This window comes from Pseudarthrobacter sp. Pseusp20 (genome assembly GCF_059492155.1).
In genome coordinates this window covers 2,931,034-2,947,948 of record NZ_CP168521.1, presented here as the reverse complement: position 1 = coordinate 2,947,948, position 16,915 = coordinate 2,931,034, and the positions used below count along the sequence as shown (strand labels likewise).

At 67.4% G+C, this 16,915-nt stretch carries 16 protein-coding genes; 10 read left to right on the top strand and 6 right to left on the bottom strand.

The window, feature by feature from the left end:
- Entirely contained in the window at positions 1-1,149 is a 1,149-nt protein-coding gene (locus ACEN9K_RS13610; protein ID WP_495634546.1) for a D-alanine--D-alanine ligase family protein, read from the top strand.
- A 42-nt stretch (positions 1,150-1,191) separates the two neighbouring features.
- Here ACEN9K_RS13610 and ACEN9K_RS13605 read toward each other — a convergent pair whose 3' ends face one another.
- Positions 1,192-1,695: a DUF3515 domain-containing protein gene (locus ACEN9K_RS13605; protein WP_495634545.1), complete on the bottom strand. Its 504-nt coding sequence runs from the start codon at positions 1,693-1,695 to the stop codon at positions 1,192-1,194.
- 69 nt (positions 1,696-1,764) lie between these two features.
- On the opposite strand from ACEN9K_RS13605, the gene thiL reads away from it, so the two are divergent.
- From thiL to rsmD, 4 genes are read left to right on the top strand one after another with little or no spacing between them, the layout of a single operon-like run.
- Positions 1,765-2,811: a thiamine-phosphate kinase gene (gene thiL / locus ACEN9K_RS13600; RefSeq protein WP_495634544.1), complete on the top strand. Its 1,047-nt coding sequence runs from the start codon at positions 1,765-1,767 to the stop codon at positions 2,809-2,811.
- Between the two features lie 22 nt (positions 2,812-2,833).
- A complete protein-coding gene (locus ACEN9K_RS13595) occupies positions 2,834-3,820 on the top strand; it encodes a DAK2 domain-containing protein (RefSeq protein ID WP_495635707.1) in 987 nt (328 codons plus the stop codon).
- Complete coding sequence (locus ACEN9K_RS13590; protein WP_495634543.1) at positions 3,810-6,080, top strand: ATP-dependent DNA helicase RecG; 2,271 nt, start codon at positions 3,810-3,812, stop codon at positions 6,078-6,080. The genes ACEN9K_RS13595 and ACEN9K_RS13590 overlap by 11 nt, the downstream gene beginning before the upstream one ends.
- Positions 6,081-6,122: 42 nt before the next feature.
- Complete coding sequence (rsmD, locus tag ACEN9K_RS13585; protein WP_495634542.1) at positions 6,123-6,782, top strand: 16S rRNA (guanine(966)-N(2))-methyltransferase RsmD; 660 nt, start codon at positions 6,123-6,125, stop codon at positions 6,780-6,782.
- A gap of 29 nt (positions 6,783-6,811) precedes the next feature.
- Here rsmD and ACEN9K_RS13580 read toward each other — a convergent pair whose 3' ends face one another.
- Complete coding sequence (locus ACEN9K_RS13580) at positions 6,812-7,600, bottom strand: spermidine synthase (RefSeq protein WP_018768308.1); 789 nt, start codon at positions 7,598-7,600, stop codon at positions 6,812-6,814.
- Complete coding sequence (locus ACEN9K_RS13575; protein ID WP_224083993.1) at positions 7,600-8,829, bottom strand: aminotransferase class I/II-fold pyridoxal phosphate-dependent enzyme; 1,230 nt, start codon at positions 8,827-8,829, stop codon at positions 7,600-7,602. The genes ACEN9K_RS13580 and ACEN9K_RS13575 overlap by 1 nt, the downstream gene beginning before the upstream one ends.
- 43 nt (positions 8,830-8,872) lie before the next feature.
- Between ACEN9K_RS13575 and coaD the strand changes: the two genes are divergently transcribed.
- From coaD to mutM, 5 genes are all read left to right on the top strand, one after another.
- A complete protein-coding gene (gene coaD, locus ACEN9K_RS13570; RefSeq protein ID WP_026265617.1) occupies positions 8,873-9,373 on the top strand; it encodes a pantetheine-phosphate adenylyltransferase in 501 nt (166 codons plus the stop codon).
- Positions 9,374-9,495: 122 nt separating this feature from the next.
- A complete protein-coding gene (locus ACEN9K_RS13565) occupies positions 9,496-10,020 on the top strand; it encodes a YceD family protein (RefSeq protein WP_081620162.1) in 525 nt (174 codons plus the stop codon).
- Positions 10,021-10,056: 36 nt separating this feature from the next.
- Positions 10,057-10,260 carry a 50S ribosomal protein L32 gene (gene rpmF / locus ACEN9K_RS13560; protein ID WP_009356569.1) on the top strand — a complete coding sequence of 68 codons (204 nt, stop codon included), beginning with the start codon at positions 10,057-10,059 and terminating at the stop codon, positions 10,258-10,260.
- A 20-nt stretch (positions 10,261-10,280) separates the two neighbouring features.
- Positions 10,281-11,009, top strand: a complete 729-nt coding sequence (gene rnc, locus ACEN9K_RS13555; protein WP_018768303.1) for a ribonuclease III — start codon at positions 10,281-10,283, stop codon at positions 11,007-11,009.
- Positions 11,010-11,015: 6 nt separating this feature from the next.
- Positions 11,016-11,984, top strand: coding sequence for a bifunctional DNA-formamidopyrimidine glycosylase/DNA-(apurinic or apyrimidinic site) lyase (mutM, locus tag ACEN9K_RS13550; RefSeq protein ID WP_495634541.1), 969 nt, complete (start codon positions 11,016-11,018; stop codon positions 11,982-11,984).
- Between the two features lie 24 nt (positions 11,985-12,008).
- Here mutM and ACEN9K_RS13545 read toward each other — a convergent pair whose 3' ends face one another.
- The 3 genes from ACEN9K_RS13545 to ACEN9K_RS13535 are packed head-to-tail and all read right to left on the bottom strand — an operon-like array spanning position 12,009 to position 16,701.
- Entirely contained in the window at positions 12,009-12,980 is a 972-nt protein-coding gene (locus ACEN9K_RS13545) for an NAD-dependent epimerase/dehydratase family protein (protein WP_478223262.1), read from the bottom strand.
- Positions 12,977-15,685 (bottom strand): alpha/beta fold hydrolase, encoded by a 2,709-nt coding sequence (locus ACEN9K_RS13540; protein ID WP_495634540.1) that lies wholly within the window; start codon positions 15,683-15,685, stop codon positions 12,977-12,979. The genes ACEN9K_RS13545 and ACEN9K_RS13540 overlap by 4 nt, the downstream gene beginning before the upstream one ends.
- On the bottom strand, positions 15,679-16,701 hold the full coding sequence (locus ACEN9K_RS13535; RefSeq protein ID WP_200831085.1) for a 3-oxoacyl-ACP synthase III: 1,023 nt from the start codon (positions 16,699-16,701) through the stop codon (positions 15,679-15,681). Before ACEN9K_RS13535 ends, ACEN9K_RS13540 begins: the two co-directional genes overlap by 7 nt.
- Between the last annotated feature and the right edge of the window lie 214 nt (positions 16,702-16,915).

The following is a 16,915-nucleotide window of genomic DNA, read 5'->3' as shown; positions in this document are numbered from 1 at the left end:
ATGTCCCAAGACACACCCACCACAGGGGAAACAGGCACCAACCGGAAGCCGCGGGTCGCCGTGCTTTTCGGCGGCCGCTCCAGCGAGCACGCCGTAAGCTGCGTCACCGCAGCAGGCGTGCTGGGCGCGATCAGCAAGGACAAGTACGAGGTCATCCCCATCGGGATTGCCAAGACCGGCCAGTGGGTTCTTGCCCCGGCTGAAACCGCCCAGTGGTCGCTTGCTGCATCCTCACTCCCCGAGGTGGTACCTTCCCCGCAGACCGTCACCCTGGCGGAGATCGGCGGGGAACACCAGCTGATCGTGGCGTCCCCCAATGAGGTTCCCCAGGAGCTGGGCGCCGTTGACGTCGTTTTTCCGCTGCTTCACGGCCCCTTCGGCGAGGACGGGACCATCCAGGGGCTCCTTGAGCTTTCCGACACCCGCTACGTCGGCGCCGGAGTCCTGGCATCGGCCGTCGGCATGGACAAGCACTACATGAAGGTGGTCTTCGAGGCCGCCGGGCTCCGGGTGGGACCCTACGTGGCCGTGACTGACCGGCAGTGGCAGCGGGACCCCGAATCCGTCCGGAAGCAGGTGGACCGCCTCGGGTTCCCCGTCTTCGTCAAACCGGCCCGTGCCGGCTCGTCCATGGGCATCTCCAAGGTTGACTCCCTCGAGGACCTGGACGCAGCGATCGAAGAAGCACGCCGCCACGACCTCAAGCTGGTCATTGAAGCCGGCATCGTGGGCCGCGAAATCGAATGCGCTGTCCTGGAAGGCAGGGGCACCGATGCGCCCCGGACCTCCATGCCGGGCGAAATCTCGGTGTCAGGTGGGACGCACGAGTTCTATGACTTCAACGCCAAGTATGTCGAGGATGATGCAGCAGCCCTGAGCTGTCCCGCAGACATTCCCGCGGAAGCGATCTCCCGGGTCCGTGAACTGGCGGCCGCCGCGTTCGACGCCGTCGGTGCCGAGGGCCTGAGCCGGGTGGACTTTTTCTACACCCCTGAGGGCGAACTGATCATCAACGAGATCAACACCATGCCCGGCTTCACGCCCAAGAGCATGTACCCGCAGATGTGGGCAGCGTCCGGACTGGGCTACGCGGACCTGATCGACGAACTCATCCACCTGGCCCTGAACCGCAAAACCGGCCTTCGCTGATCCCCGCCGGTACCCTGCCGGCGTCGGCCCACCCGCCTGAACCTATTGGCTCTTCGGCAGGTTCTGCAGGTCTTCCTGGCCCACGCAGTTCCGTGCGGACGGCACCTTTTCGGCAGCTGCTGCCAGGTCCGCGAGTACCGTTGCGGAGCTGATCTTGTCCGGGTCCATCAGGATTTCCGTAGCCGGTTCCCGCCCGTAGGTGGTCAGCGTCCACACGGGGTCGCCTTCCTTGATGACCCAGTCGACGCCGTTGACGGTGACGCAGCGGTCCGTCGTGGGACCCGGCACGTTGACACCGCAGCGGAGGATGACAAGTGACGGGTCGCCCCAGGCTGCGGTGGCCTGGCTGTTGGTCTTCCGCAGCTTTGAATCGCCGATGGCGTCCGGCAGGGCAACCATCATCGGCGCGCACAGCGGATTGGCGGCGTCCTTGGCGGGCGTGACGTCCACCGCGGGGGAGCAGGCGGTCAAGGAAAGGGCGGCGATTCCGCCAACCATCGCCATCCTGGCGGCACGGGCGGACAGGGGCAGCTGGGGATGGTGCATGATCCCAGCCTATCGCCGCCGTCGTCCCTGCCCGGACACGATGTCGGCCGGGCGCGGTAGCGTAGTGGCGTGCCTGAAGACCTCCGTAACCGCGTTGACCGCCAGCCCACCGTCGCCGGCCTTTCCGAAGCTGAGCTGCTGCACCGGATCTTTCCGCGCCTTCACATGGCGGAGGGCCACGCGGCCAGCACGTTGCTGGGGCCCGGTGATGACGCCGCCGTCGTCGCAGCCCCGGACGGCAGGACCGTCGTCAGCATCGACACCCAGGTCCAGGACCAGGATTTCCGCCTCCTGTGGCCCAACGGCTACCGCACCACCGGGTTCGACGTCGGATGGAAGGCTGCGGCACAAAACCTTAGCGACATCAACGCCATGGGCGCACAGGCAACTTCCATGGTGGTCAGCCTCACCCTCCCCGTTGACACGCCGGTGAGCTGGGTGGAGGACCTGGCGGACGGATTGACGGCCGGAATCCGTGGGCTCGGCGCCACCCGTTGTTCCGTGGCCGGCGGGGACCTGGGCCGGGGCCGCGAAATATCGGTCACCGTGGCGGTGCTGGGGACGCTCGACGGCGGACAGCCGGTCCTGCGGTCCGGCGCCCGGGCGGGGGACACCCTGGCACTGGCAGGAACAGCAGGCCACGCCGCCGCCGGCCTCGCGCTGCTTGAATCGGACGTCGCCGTGGACACTCTCACCCCGGCGGAGCGCGCTTTCGTGGACCTGCAGTGCCGGCCGCGTCCGCCGCTGCATGCCGGGCCTGCAGCCCGGGCGGCAGGCGCCACGGCAATGCTGGACATTTCGGACGGACTGCTGCGGGACGGCACGCGGCTGGCCACCGCCAGCAACGTCTCCGTCACCCTCGATCCGGCCGGCCTGGCGAACCTGGCGGGCCTCCTGGCCCCCGCCTCCCACCGGCTGGGTGTGGACGGCGCGGCATGGGTGCTTGGCGGCGGAGAGGACCACGGGCTCCTTGCCACATTCCCGGCCGGCGTTCAGCTGCCGGCCGGATTCACTGCGATAGGCTCGATACATGCACTCGGTACCGACGAAGGCCCGGGCGTCCTGATTGCGGGCCGGGCCGCGGACACCGGGGGATGGGATCACTTTGCACACTAAGGTTGCCGCCAACGCGCTGGCGATGAAGAGGTGGCTGGGCAAGGCTGAAACTGCCCTGGGAAACCACAGCGACCGGCTCAACGCCATCAACATCTTCCCTGTGGCCGACGGCGATACGGGCACCAACCTCTATCTCACCGTCCGCGCCGCCGCCAGATCCCTGGTTCTCGGCGGGGACCAGCCGGCCCCGGTCGACGTCGGGGAGGTCCTTGCCACTGCCGGGCAGGCCGCCATGGAGGAAGCCAGGGGAAACTCGGGAACCCTGTTTTCCGTGTTTCTTTGCGCCGCCGCGGAACCCCTGGCCGGCCATACCCGGTTGACCTCCACCCTCCTGTCGGCAGCGTTGAACCGTGCCCAGATCCGCGCCTGGTCCGCACTGAGTGATCCAGTTCCGGGAACCATGTTGTCCGTCATGGAAGCGGCAGCCCGTGCGGCAGCCGCCGTCGACGCCGCCCAGGACGGCGATGACAGCAACCACGCGCTGGGCCTCGCTCTGGACGCGGCGGTGGAGGGTGCGCTGGCCGCCGTGATCCACACCGAGGAGCAGCTCGATGCGCTGCAGTCCGCCCACGTGGTGGATGCCGGCGGCGTGGGCATGCTGCTGATCCTGGATTGCCTGCGCTCCGCCGTCTTGGGCGAGGAACTGCAGAGCGAACTCCTCGACGGCCTGCACGGCTACGACGTCTCCGATCCCCACATCCACACTTCCATGCCGGACGACGACGGCGTGGAAGTCATGTGCACCATCAACCTTTCGCCCCTGAATGCCGCCACCTTACGGCAGCGGCTGGACGAGATCGGCGAGTCCGTCATCATGAGCCAGGTGGGAAACGGGACGGATGCCGAAGGCAACTACCGGTGGCGGGTACACGTACACGTGCCGGAACCTGACGCGGCCGTGGTCATTATCCGGTCGTTGGGTGAGCCGTCCCAGATCAGCATCAGCGAGTTGGCGCTTCCCCGGGACCCGGATGCGGAAAAGGTGAACACCGGCGGGCATGAACGCTGAGCTGGACCTCGCCCTGGAACGCCGGATCGGAAAGCGTTCCGCCGCCGTCATTGAAAAACACCTCGGCATCACCACTGTCGAAGGCCTCCTTAACTACTTTCCCCGCCGTTACCTCATGCGGGGTGAACTGACTCCCATCAGCGAGCTCCCACTCAACGAGGACGTGACCCTCATCGCCCGGGTGCTGTCCAGCAGCACCAGGGCAATGCAGGCACGGCGCGGGACCATTACCGACGTCATAGTTTCCGACGACGACGGGCAGCAGGGCCTCCGGCTGGTGGGCGGCAGGGACTACCACGGCAAAGTGCCCGGGACCCTCAAGATCAGCTTCTTCAACGGCTACAAGGCAAAAACTGAGCTCCTGCAGGGACGTCGGGCCCTGTTCTCAGGAAAAGTCACCAGCTTCAAAGGCCAGCTGGGGCTCACCAACCCGGACTTCCAGCTCCTGGACGATGACCCCTTCGTCCAGGGCACCGGAGATCCTGCGAAACTCGCCGCCATGCCGATCCCCGTGTATCCCGCCACAGCCAAGCTTCCCAGCTGGAGGATCCAGAAGGTCATCGGCACCCTGCTCGAAACCGTGGACCTGGCTGCGCTGCCGGACCCGGTTCCACCCACCGTCGCTGCGAGGGAAGGCTTCCTGCCCGTGGCGGAGGCGTACCGGCTCATCCACGCGCCCGATATTGCCGCCGACTGGAAACGCGCGCGGGACCGGTTCCGGTACCAGGAAGCCCTGGTGCTGCAGTCCGCGCTTGCCAGGCGCCGGGCCCAACTCGCCGCTGAGGAAGCCACCGCGCGGCGCCCTGTCACTGACGGTCTCCTGGCTGCCTTCGACCAAAACCTGCCCTTCACGCTCACGGCCGGCCAATCCGCCGTCGGCAAGACCCTCGCGGCGGAACTGGCGCAGGCAGCCCCCATGAACCGGCTGCTGCAGGGAGAAGTGGGCTCAGGGAAGACCGTCGTGGCGCTGCGGGCCATGTTGCAGGTGATCGACGCTGGCGGCCAGGCAGCGCTCCTGGCGCCCACCGAAGTACTCGCCGCCCAACATTACGACTCCATTCGCCGCACCCTGGGCGTGCTCTCCGGCGACGGACTCCTGGGCGGGCTGGCCGGCGGCAACGGGCCTTCCGTGCAGGTCACGCTGCTGACGGGGTCCATGCCCACTGCGGCACGGAAACAAGCCATGCTGGACGCCGCCTCGGGGACCGCAGGAATCATCATCGGCACCCATGCCCTCCTCAGCGACAACGTGTCCTTCTACGACCTCGGCCTGATCGTGGTGGACGAGCAGCACCGCTTTGGCGTGGAACAGCGCGACGCCCTGCGGGCGAAGGCACGGAAACCGCCGCACCTGCTCGTCATGACCGCCACGCCCATTCCCCGCACCGTAGCGATGACTGTTTTTGGCGACCTTGAGACCTCCACCCTCGATGAACTGCCAAAGGGCCGGGCCCCGATCACTACCCACCTCGTGGGCCTTGCGGAGAATCCCGGCTGGGTGGCGCGGATCTGGGCACGTGCCCGGGAGGAGATCGACGCCGGCCACCAGGTGTACGTGGTCTGTCCCAAGATCGGAACGGACGACGACGGCGACTTCAGCCCGGGGGAGGCGGCACCTCCCGGCATGGACGCGGAGGAGACGCGGGAACTCGCGTCGGTCACCGCCGTCGTGGACCATCTGCAGGGCGAGCCCTCCCTGGCAGGGGTTCCGCTGGCTCCCCTGCATGGACGCCAGGACCCCGACCTGAAGACGGAAACCATGGCCGGGTTCACCGCAAACCGCATCAAGCTGCTCGTCTCCACCACCGTGATCGAGGTGGGGGTGGACGTCCACAACGCCACGATGATGGTCATCCTGGACGCCGACAGGTTCGGCATTTCCCAGTTGCACCAGCTGCGCGGCCGTGTGGGCCGCGGCGGCCTTCCGGGAACCTGCCTGCTGGTCACCGCCCTGGAACCCGGCCACCCGAGCCGGCGGCGGCTGGATGCCGTGGCGGCCACCACCGACGGGTTTGTCCTCTCCCAGGAGGACCTCAAGTTGCGGCGCGAGGGCGATATCCTGGGTGCTTCCCAGTCCGGCGGACGGTCCACATTGAAACTGCTGCGGGTGCTTGAACACGAAGACGTGATCGCCCGGGCAAGGGAAGACGCCCAGGCGATCGTTGGCGGCGACCCGTCGCTGTCCGGCTGCCCGGAACTCGCGGACGCCATCGAGAAGTACCTCAACCCTGAGAAGGAGGCGTTCCTTGAACGCGGTTAGCAAAGAAGGCGGCGCGGGCGCCGGCGGATCGCGGTGGGCGCGGTGACCAGGATTATCTCCGGCGCTGGTGGCGGAACGCCGCTGGCGGCGGTTCCCGGGTCCCTGACCAGGCCTACGACAGACCGGGTGAAGGAAGCTCTGTTCTCCCGCCTGGACGCCTTCGAGGTGATTGCCGGGGCCCGGGTGCTTGATCTGTACGCGGGTTCGGGTTCCCTGGGGGTTGAAAGCGCCAGCAGGGGAGCCAGGACAGTGGACCTGGTGGAATCCGACGCCAAGGCCAGTGGTGTGTGCCAGCGCAACGCGGACCTCATCAACGGCGTCCTGGGCCGGAAGGCCGTCACGGTGCACCGGTCCAGGGTCGAACCCTTCCTGGAACGGGCGGCGGAATCTGCGGTCTGGGACCTGGTGTTCCTGGATCCGCCGTATCCGTTGGAGGAAGCCGCAGTGTCCGCGGTGCTGCAGAAGCTCGCTGCGCACCTGGTCCCGGGTGCCGTTGTAGTGGTGGAACGCTCGTCGCGCTCCCCGGAGCCGGAGTGGCCGGACGGCATGACGAGGTTCGCCGAGAAGAAGTATGGGGAGACCCGGTTGTGGTTCGCCGAGCCGTTCGTTCCTGACGCCATCGCGCCGGATGACCTGGCGGACGTTGCCGGACCTGAAACTGCCGGATTCGAGGCCGCCGGGCCGGACACCCAGGGCGCCTAGCCCGACAAGGCGTTCAGCCGGACAGGCGTTTAGCGTGAGAAGGGGTCCAGGTCCATTCCCGCCAGGACACGTGCGGGGTGGGGGCCCCGTGCGGTCAGCTCAGCTGTCCACGATTCCGGCCACGGGCCCTGCGTTCCTGCCAGGATGATGTTGCCCGGATACCTGCCCTCGAACATTCCCGCTTCCGCAACGGCGCCCACATCCGCCATGGCTGCGCGCATCGCCGCCACCTGGCTCCTGACCAGTGTGAGGGCGGCCTCGTCGCCCACATTGACGATCAGCAGGCCGTCCGGGCGCAAACGCTCCCTGGCCTCGCGGTAGAAACCGCTGGTGGCGATGTGGGCCGGCGCCTCCGGGCCGGAAAAGATGTCCAGGATCACGACGTCGAACGTGAGCTCCGGATCGAGGGCACCGAGCGCCTCGCGGGCGTCGCCGATGATGGTGGTGAGGTCCGTTCCGTCGGGCATGGGAAGGTGCCGGAGGACAAAGTCCAGCAGCTCACGTTCCAGCTCAACCGCGTACTGGACCGAGCCGGGACGGGTCGCCTGGATGTACCGCGCAAGCGTCAGCGCCCCTGCCCCGAGGTGGAGCGCGCTGACCGGCTCGCCGGGAGGGGCGGCCAGGTCCACCAGGTGTCCGATCCTGCGGAGGTACTCGTAGAAAATGTCCTCGGGCCGGTCGAGGTTGACGTGGGATTGTTCTGATCCGCCGATGCTCAGTACATAGCCCCCGTCAATGAACGCATCGGATTCGATGCCGGCGTGCTGGCCAGTGGTCCGCAGGAAGCGGCTGGCGTGCACGCCGCTGCCGCCGGACATCAGAGCCTGCCACGGAGGGTGGACAGCCGCGCCGCAGCCTCCTCCAGGACTTCTGTTTTCTTGCAGAAGGCGAACCGGAGCAGGCTTCGCATCCGTTCCGCGCCTTCCGCATGGCAGAAGACCGGAACGGGAATGGCCGCCACACCCACCAGTGCCGGCAGGCGGCGGGCGAGGTCCAGGGCGTCGGTGATGCCCAGCGGCGCCGTATCCACATTGACGAAGTAGGTTCCCTGCGGGGTGAAAACGTCAAAGCCCGCCGCCCGGAGCCCGGCGCTGAGGATGTCCCGTTTCTTCCCGAGGGCGGCTGCGATGCCCGTGTAGAAACCGTCCGGCAACGCCAGTCCCTTGGCGATCGCGGCCTGGAAGGGAGTGCCTGAGCTGTAGGTAAGGAACTGCTTGACCGTGCGGACGGCGGCGACCAGCTCCTCGGGCCCGCTCAGCCAGCCGATCTTCCAACCGGTCAGGGAGAAGGTCTTTCCGGCAGAGGAAATGGTGATGGTGCGGGCGGCGGCGCCTGGAAGGGTGGCAACGGGGGTATGGGCCACGCCGAAGGTGAGGTGCTCGTACACCTCATCCGTGATGACGATGCTGCCATGCTTTTCCGCGAGCTCCACCACGCGCTGCAGGACGGCCGGCGGAAAAACGGCGCCGGTGGGATTGTGCGGATTGTTCAGCAGTACCACGCGGGTCCGCTCGTTGAACGCTGCCTCCAAAGCCGCCAGGTCCGGCATGAAGTCCGGGGCGGCCAGCGGCACCGTTACGTGGGAGGCGCCGGAAAGCCCAATGACCGCGCCGTAGGAGTCATAGAAGGGCTCGAACGTCAGGACCTCATCGCCCGGTCCGGCGAAGGCGAGGAGGGCGGCGGCGATGCCCTCGGTAGCCCCGGTGGTAATGATGACCTCCGTGGCCGGGTCCGGCGCCAGCCCGTAGAACCGTTCCTGGTGTGCGGCCACCGCCTCTCGCAGTTCGGGGAGGCCCTTGCCGGGTGCGTACTGGTTGGCTCCCGCTGCGATGGCTGCCCGGGCGGCCTCCCGGATTTCGGCCGGGCCGTCCTCATCGGGGAAGCCCTGTCCCAGGTTGATGGCCCCGGTCTGGACGGCCAGGGTGGTCATCTCTTCGAAGATGGTGACACCCAGCCTGCCATCGGGTGCCAGGAGGTTGGCTCCGAGCGCTGTGCGCTGCCAGGGCGCAGGTGCCAAGGGGGTGGAAAGTTCCCGTGGTGGATGCATCCAGTCATGGTATCCCGGCCTTTCCATGGGGTAGGTTCGGAGCATGAGACGCGCTGTGTGCCCCGGATCCTTCGACCCCATCCACAACGGCCATCTCGAAGTCATTGCACGGGCTGCCGGTCTTTTCGACGAGGTCATCGTGGCCATCTCCACCAACTACGCCAAGAAGTACATGTTCAGCCTGGAAGAGCGGCTGGAAATGGCGCGCGAAACGTTGGCGCTGCTCAAGGGCATCGTGGTGGAACCGGTGGGCGAGGGGCTCCTGGCCGAGTATTGCCGCCAGCGGGGCGTGTCGGCCATCGTCAAGGGGCTCCGGTCCTCGTCGGACTTTGACTACGAGCTCCCCATGGCCACCATGAACCGCCAGCTGAGCGGAGTGGAGACGGTCTTCCTTCCGGCCGAGGCCAGCTACGTCCATTTGTCCTCCACCCTCATCAAAGAGGTGTCGTCCCTGGGCGGCAGCGTGTCCGCTTATGTGCCCCGTTCTGTGCACCGGCGGATGGTTTCCGGCGAGCCTTCGGCGGATCAGCAGCCAAAGCGGTAGGCTGGATCGGTACTTCGGCGCTGCCTCCTGCCGGTTTGAGTCACTGCGGCTCTTCAGGCTAAGATGGTACGTCGGTCATATGTTCAACAGGAGTTCTCATTAACAGAGATGCTGGTTCGCCCTTGGCGTTCGACGTCAAGGACCTCGGGCGCAGCCCGGGAAGCATGCGGACGCTGACGGAACATGTACCCGCACCGGGTGATCTTGGTGTGGCGCTCATTGGTGTTCAGGAAGGCTCGGATGTCGAGCTGGATCTGAGGCTGGAGGCCGTACACGAAGGAATTCTGGTATCAGGAACCGTGGTTGCCGAAGTTACTGGCGAGTGCGGCCGATGCCTGGATCCCCTTGCGTATGACCTTGAGGTCAATGTGCAAGAACTTTTCTTCTACGAGGGCATTCAGCTTTCGGATGGAGAAGATGATGAAGAGCAACGTCGAGTCGAGCACGATGTAATCGATCTTGAACCGGTGTTGCGGGACGCGGTTGTCACCAATCTGCCGTTCCAGCCGGTGTGCCGGGAAGACTGCCAGGGCCTTTGCTCCGAATGCGGAGTTCGCCTGGAAGACGAGCCGGGGCACCACCACGAGGTCCTGGATCCTCGCTGGGCTGCCCTAGCTGATATGGCTAAGCCTGACCGGCAAAATTGATTTGTACGTGTTTGTCTAGAGAGAAATGAGTTAGCCGTGGCTGTTCCCAAGCGGAAAATGTCTCGCTCGAATACCCGCGCCCGCCGCTCGCAGTGGAAGGCGACCGCCCCCCACCTGGTGAAGACCGTTGAGAACGGCCAGGTCACCTACAGCCTGCCGCACCAGGCAAAGGTCGTTACCGACTCTGCCGGCACCGCGCTGTTCCTTGAGTACAAGGGCCGCAAGGTCGCTGACGTCTAATCGGCCCAACAGGCTGACTGATGTCTTCAACTGAAGAGCTTCTGAAGCGTCTCGGTGTCACTATTGACGCCGGGACGCTTCGTCTTGCGCTTACCCACCGTTCGTACGCATACGAAAACGGCGGCATACCCACCAATGAGCGGCTCGAGTTCCTGGGCGACTCCATTTTGGGATTCTCCGTCACTGATGCCCTCTACCGGGACAACCCGGACCTGCCTGAAGGCGAACTCGCCAAGCGCCGGTCCGCCGTCGTCAGTACCCGGGCCCTGGCCGGCATCGGCCGCAGTCTTGGCATTGGCGAGTACATCTACCTGGGGCAGGGCGAAAAGCTCACCCACGGCAAGAACAAGGCCTCCATCCTCGCGGACACCATGGAGGCCCTGATCGGGGCAACGTACGTCTCCAACGACATCGAAACCGCGCGCCAGCTGGTCATGCGGCTGATCGGTCCGCTGCTGAAGGACGCCGCCGTCCTGGGCGCCGGCACGGACTGGAAGACCAGCATCCAGGAACTCGCCGCCAGCCGGCAGCTGGGCACCATCCACTATGCGGTGGAGGGCTCCGGCCCGGACCACGCCCGTACCTTCATGGCGGTGCTGAACATTGGCGGCACGGCCTACGGCAAGGGCTCCGGCCATTCCAAGAAGGAAGCCGAACAGGAGGCGGCGGCAGACGCCTGGCGGGTACTCTCCGGAACCGGGGCCCAGGCCGCGCCCAGCCCCTCCGCAGGCTCCGTAGCCGCCAAGTAGCGCTCCATGCCTGAGCTGCCCGAGGTCGAAGTGGTGCGCCGCGGCCTGGTGAACTGGGTCCGCGGCAGAACCATCCGGGCCGTGGACGTCATCGATCCCCGCTCCATCCGGCGTCACGCCCTTGGCGTAGACGACTTCATCGGCAACCTCGAAGGCGCCACGGTGGCCGACGTCGTGCGGCGCGGCAAGTTCCTCTGGATGCCGCTGCTGGACGGCACCGCCGCGCAGCCGGACTGCGGGGAGGACACCCTTGTTCCGAAGGTGGCACTCATGGCGCATCTGGGCATGAGCGGGCAGCTGCTGATGCAGGACCCCGGCGTTCCCGATGAAAAGCACCTCAAGGTCCGTTTCCGGCTCAGTCCCCGGGGTGGCATGCCGGACCAGCTGCGGTTCGTGGACCAGCGGATCTTCGGAGGCCTTTTTGTCACCGCCCTGGTACCCACGGACGACGGCGGCCCGGGCGGCCTGGCGGAATCCCCCCTTCCCTTGATCGCCGCGGAGGCAGCACACATCGCCCGCGATCCGCTGGACCCTTCCTTCTCTTTCGACCTCTTTTACCAGCGGCTTCGGAAGCGCCGGACCGGCCTGAAGCGGGCACTGCTGGACCAGGGCCTGGTCTCCGGTATCGGGAACATCTATGCCGACGAAGCGTTGTGGCGGGCCCGGCTGCATTACGCCCGGCCCACCGATACCCTGCGCCGGGGGGACGCCCGGCGTGTCCTCGACAGCGCCCGCGAGGTCATGCTCGATGCCCTGGCCGCAGGAGGAACCAGCTTCGATTCCCTGTACGTCAACGTCAACGGCGCCTCAGGCTACTTCGACCGGTCCCTCAACGCGTACGGCCGCCAGGGTGAGCCGTGCAAAAGGTGCGCGGCCGCAGGAATCCAGGCGGTCATCCGCCGCGAGCAGTTCATGAACCGTTCGTCCCACACCTGCCCCGTGTGCCAGCCGCGGCCACGCAACGGCCGCTGGTAGCACCGGGCCGCCCAGGCGATGGGCTCAGCGGGTGCCATAGTGTGCTGCCAGCCGCGCCAGGCCTTCGTCGATCGGGACGGCCGGAGTCCAGTCGAGGAGTTCCCGGGTTTCGCGTTGGTCGAACCAGTGGGCGGTGGACAGCTGCTCAGCGAGGAATTTCGTCATGGGCGGTTCGTCCTGCATTCCAAGCCTCAGCCACAGTTTTTCCACTACGGACCCCGCCGCCCTGGCAAACCGCCCCGGGACGGACCACGACGGGGCAGGCACGCCACCGGCGGCGCAGATGCCGGCAATCAGTTCGCCCACCGGCCGTGGCTCCCCGTTGCTGACAACCAGCGCCCTGCCATGGATGTGGCTGATGCGCTCCAGCGCGGCAACAATCGCCGACGCGGCGTTGTCCACGTACGTGGTATCGATCAGGGCGGCGCCCGCATCCAGCAGCGGCAGCCGGTGCCGGGCAGCCCGCGCCAGCACCCGTTCCACCAGCTGCGTGTCCCCGGGTCCCCAGACCACGTGCGGCCGAACGGCAGCAACGCGGAAGTCCGGGGCGTCAGCGGCAAGGGCCAGCAGTTCCGCCTGGGCCTTGGTGCGGGAGTAGTCCCCGTGGGCATGCTCCGGGTCCGCAGGCTCTGCGCCCAGGCCCGCAATGGCGGCGCCGGAATTGGCCACTGACGGCGAGGACACGAAGATTAGGTTCCGCACGCCGGCCGCGCGGGCGGCGAGGAGCAGCCGCCGGGTGCCGTGGACGTTTACTTCGTCGAACTCTGCGGCACGGCCGGTGAAGGAGACCTTGGCCGCCAGGTGGATGACTGCCTCGGCACCCCGGACGGCATCGCTGACCGCGGCGTCATCGGTGAGGGATCCGCGGTGGTCCGTGGCGCCGTCGACCCCTGAGGGACGCCGCTGGAAGGTGGTGACGTCATGGCCCCGGTGCACCAGTTGTCCGGCGACTCCGCGGCCCAGGAGTCCGCTTGCACCGGTAACGAGGACTTTCATGGCGTCCCCGCGCGTCCGCCGGCCAGGACGGAGGCAGCCCACCGGGACAGGCGCGTCCGGTCGATCTTTGCGTTGTGGCGGATATCTGTAGGCTGCGCGGGGACCACCAACACGGCGGCCACGGAAATGCCCGCCGTGCGCGCGGCTTCCCGGACCTTTCCAGCCAGTTCCGGACCGGCAGGGCCGGCTTTCCGGACGGGCGGGACCGTCTCGACCACGGCGGTGACGGCCTGCGTCCCCGCCGGCCCCACGCCAACAATCGCGGCCATCCGGATGCCGGCCACGCGTTCGATGGCCTGTTCGGCGCCGACCGGTGTCACCACCGAACCGGGCGCGGTGACGACGTGCGCAAGCCGGCCTTCCACCCACAACCGGCCGTCGGAGTCGAAGTGGCCGATGTCGCCCGTGCGGTGCCATCCGGCCACGCCGGTGCTGGCTTCCTGGGTCAGCCAGAGCCGGTCGTACATATCCTTGACGTGGGGCGCACTGACCAGGATTTCTCCTGTGATTCCCGCGTCCGTGACAGGAGTTGAACCGGGGGCGGTGCCGTCTGCCGCCAGGGGAATGACGGCTACCCGGGCGCCGTGGACGGGCCGGCCCACGCAGACACCGTTGCCGGCCCCGGGCTTTGTTCCGGATCCGGCGTCGAAAGCCGCGGCCCTGATTTGTTCGAGGCTGATGTCGGTGACGGGGAGCGCTTCCGTCATTCCGTAGGGCGTGTGCAGGGAGGCACCCGGCAGGAGCCGCTGCATCTCCGCAAGGAGCGGTTCGGGAACGGGGGCGCCTGCGGAGAGCAGCAGTTCAACCCGTTTCAGCGCTGCGGTGCCCTCCGCACTGAGTCCGCCGCTGGTGGCGACGACGTTGCGCAGGGCAGCCGGCGAGGCGAAGACCACGGTGGCGTCGATGGCCGCTGCGGCGTCCGCGAGGGCCCGCGCGGTCAGGGTTCGTGGCGCGGTGACATCCATCGCCGGCGTCACGGACACGGTTCCCAGTGCCGGTCCGAGCAGGGCGAAGGGCGCGAAACCCGCCACCAGCCGCTGGCCCGGATGGATCCCGAAGGTTTCGGCCACGGTGTCCCGCATCGCGGCGAGTTGCCGGTGCGTGTACAGCACGCCCTTGGCCGGACCGGTGGAGCCGGAGGTGAAGAGCACGGCGGCGGGGGAGTCCGGGTCCGGCCAGTATGTGCCGTTACCGTTGCCGTTGCCGTTGCCGTTGCCGTCGCCAGGCCCGGCGGAGCGCACCCTACCCGCCGTTGTTAGTGCGGCCAGGGAGGTTTCCACTCCGAGAATCCGGCGGCGGGCGGCCGGGAGGTCGCGTACGCTGATGCGCCTGGCCGCCCATCCCAGGACGCGGGCAGCTGCCAGCGCCCTGTCGATGCCGATCAGAAAGTCGGGAGTAGCCCCCTTGACCGCCCGGCTCAGTCCCTTCGTCCCGAGTCCGGCATCGGCCACCACCACTACGGCTCCCAGCCGCAGGCAGGCATACAGGGCCACGGTCAGGTCCACCCCGGGCGGGACCATGAGGCTCACCCGGCTGCCCGGCCTTACGCCTGCCAGGTGCAGGCCGGTGGCCAGGCGGTCGACGTCAGAGTCCAGCTGCTGCCACGTGAGGGAACGGGCCACGGTGCCGTCCGCAGCCATTTCGACGACGGCCGGCTTACCTCCGGCGGGTCCTGCCGCCTGTTCGGCGAGGAGCGTCCACAGTGGCTGGAAACCTGCGCGGGCCGGTGGCTGGGAAGCGGCGTTCCCCACCGCGGGCGAACCGTTGCCGCCGCCGCTGACGCGCCCGGCCAGCCAGTCGAAAACCGCCGGGGCGATGTCCCGGTCCTCCACGAGCAGGTGTCCTGCGCCCTCGTAGCGGTGCACGTCAGCATGCGGGAGGCGGGTGATGAGGTCCTTGAGGTAGCGGTCGGAAAAGATCGGGTCGCGCGGACCCCACAGCATCAGGGCAGGGACCTCCAGGTTCCGGAGGCCTTCCGCCACGCCGCTGAGCGCAGAAAAGCTGGGATGCCAGGCGTCCACGGGAATGTCGGCAACAAAGTTTCCCACCCCGGCCCGCCGCTCGGCTCCGCGGTAGGGGGCCATATACGCCTTCCGGACATCCGCGGGCAGCGGCGGGTGCGCCAGCGAATGCGTCACCCGCAGGAAGGAGTCAGATGTGGTGGTTCCCCATGTGTGCACGGCAGGGTGCAGGGCAAGGCGCAAGGCCGGGGGAATGGACGAGCCTGCAGGCTGGTGAACGGCCGTGTTGGTCAGTACCACGCCGGCCAACTGGTGCTGGTGGGCCAGCGCCCAGCCCAGGCTGACCACTCCGCCCCAGTCATGCCCCACCGAGACGACCGGTCCCTCCAAGGCCACCGCGTCCGTCAGGTCGTTCAGGTCCTGGATCCTGTCAGCCAGCCGGCGGAAGGTGCCCGTGCGTTCGGAGAAGCCCATGTCCAGCTGGTCAACCGCCACCACCCGCCACGGATGCGCGGGGTCGCATCCGGCGGCCAGCAGGCTCCGCCACAGGTAGGACCAGGTGGGGTTGCCGTGCACGCACAGCAGGGTCCCGGCGGGAACCAGGCCACGGCCGGCGAGTTCTGCGCCGTTGTCCAGCAGGTGCCAGCGGCGCACCGTGCCCGGCGCGTCGACGCCGGCTGTGGAAGTGACATCAATCTGGCGCGACCACCCGGCGGCCACGCCCGGCCAGTCCGCGATCACCAAACGATTTCCAGCATTGCGGTGTTCAGGCCGGAACCCACGCCCATGCACAGGACGCGGTCCCCGGTATCCAGGGACTGCGACTCGGCCGCAAGCGTCATGGGCAGCGAGGCGGGCCCAACATTGCCCCAGTGCGGGAACGTGATGGGCACCTTGTCGGGGTCGAGGTCAATGGCGTCAATGATGGCCTGTGTATAGGCGTTGCTGACCTGGTGCGTGACGTAGCGGTCCATGGCCGCCCAGTCCCACTCGGGCTGCGCTTCATGCCACGCGTCCACGACCAGCTGGAGGCCGCCGTCGAGCAGTCCTTTCGTGTCCGTGTTCATGCCGTCGATGCCGCCCACGCACAATTCATGGTGCTCGGTGCCGGCACGCATCACGCCGCCCACCACGCGGTGGGCCCCGGGGTGCTCATCGGCCGGTCCCAGGACGGCCGCCGCTGCCCCGGATCCCAACGTCAGCGTGGCGAACTCGCGGTTGAAGTCGTCGCGGGTGGTTTCCGGCCGCTGCAGCCGGGCGAGGGTGGCCTCCTGCGTCAGCTGGGCGTCCTCGCCATTGACGATGACGGCGTACCTGATCTGTCCCGAATCGATCATGTTCGCTGCCAGGGTCAGGGCGTTCACGAACCCGAGGCATGCGTTGGCGAGGTCGAAGTTCATGGCCGACGACGGCAGGCTCAGGCCGTGGTGGATCTTCACCGCCACGGACGGTTCGAGGTTGCGGCGCGTGACCGAGGTGTTGATCAGCAGTCCGACGTCGGAGGCTTCGATGCCTGCCTCGGCCAGGGCCTTGGCTCCGGCTTCCACCGCGGCGTCGTCGAACGATGTTCCGGGGGCCCACCAGCGGCGGTGCGTAATGCCCGCAACGCGCTCAAGCAGCCGGGGTGGAAACTTCAGCCGCTTCAGGGTGTGCGCCAGGTGGCGGTCGAAGTCCGTGGAGCTTACGATCCTTGGAGCCTCGACGCTGCTCACCGAGAGCAGCGCGGTGTTGCTGTGGCGGAAGGTTGCATTACCTGCCAATTCAAGCCCCTCTTCGTTTCCGTCGCGCATTCATGCGGTGACTGTACCCACATAAACGCAGGCTCAAGAGCTTAACTATGCCTTTGCCCGGCCGGAACCGGCATATCCGGCCGTGGCCCCGGCCCCGGCTTCCGGGTGCTGCTGCCGGGAAATGTCGGTCCTGCGCAGTAGATTGTAGTGAGCCGGTTCCAGCAAAACTGTCCTATCCGCTCCA

Excerpts from the sequence above, each read along its gene's own strand:
- ACEN9K_RS13610 (WP_495634546.1), top strand. The coding sequence starts at position 1 with ATGTCCCAAGACACACCCACCACAGGGGAAACAGGCACCAACCGGAAG.
- rnc (WP_018768303.1), top strand. The coding sequence starts at position 10,281 with ATGTCTTCAACTGAAGAGCTTCTGAAGCGTCTCGGTGTCACTATTGAC.
- ACEN9K_RS13580 (WP_018768308.1), bottom strand. The coding sequence starts at position 7,600 with ATGTCCGGCGGCAGCGGCGTGCACGCCAGCCGCTTCCTGCGGACCACT.
- coaD (WP_026265617.1), top strand. The coding sequence starts at position 8,873 with ATGAGACGCGCTGTGTGCCCCGGATCCTTCGACCCCATCCACAACGGC.
- ACEN9K_RS13575 (WP_224083993.1), bottom strand. The coding sequence starts at position 8,829 with ATGCATCCACCACGGGAACTTTCCACCCCCTTGGCACCTGCGCCCTGG.
- ACEN9K_RS13595 (WP_495635707.1), top strand. The coding sequence starts at position 2,834 with ATGAAGAGGTGGCTGGGCAAGGCTGAAACTGCCCTGGGAAACCACAGC.
- mutM (WP_495634541.1), top strand. The coding sequence starts at position 11,016 with ATGCCTGAGCTGCCCGAGGTCGAAGTGGTGCGCCGCGGCCTGGTGAAC.
- ACEN9K_RS13590 (WP_495634543.1), top strand. The coding sequence starts at position 3,810 with ATGAACGCTGAGCTGGACCTCGCCCTGGAACGCCGGATCGGAAAGCGT.
- ACEN9K_RS13545 (WP_478223262.1), bottom strand. The coding sequence starts at position 12,980 with ATGAAAGTCCTCGTTACCGGTGCAAGCGGACTCCTGGGCCGCGGAGTC.
- ACEN9K_RS13605 (WP_495634545.1), bottom strand. The coding sequence starts at position 1,695 with ATGCACCATCCCCAGCTGCCCCTGTCCGCCCGTGCCGCCAGGATGGCG.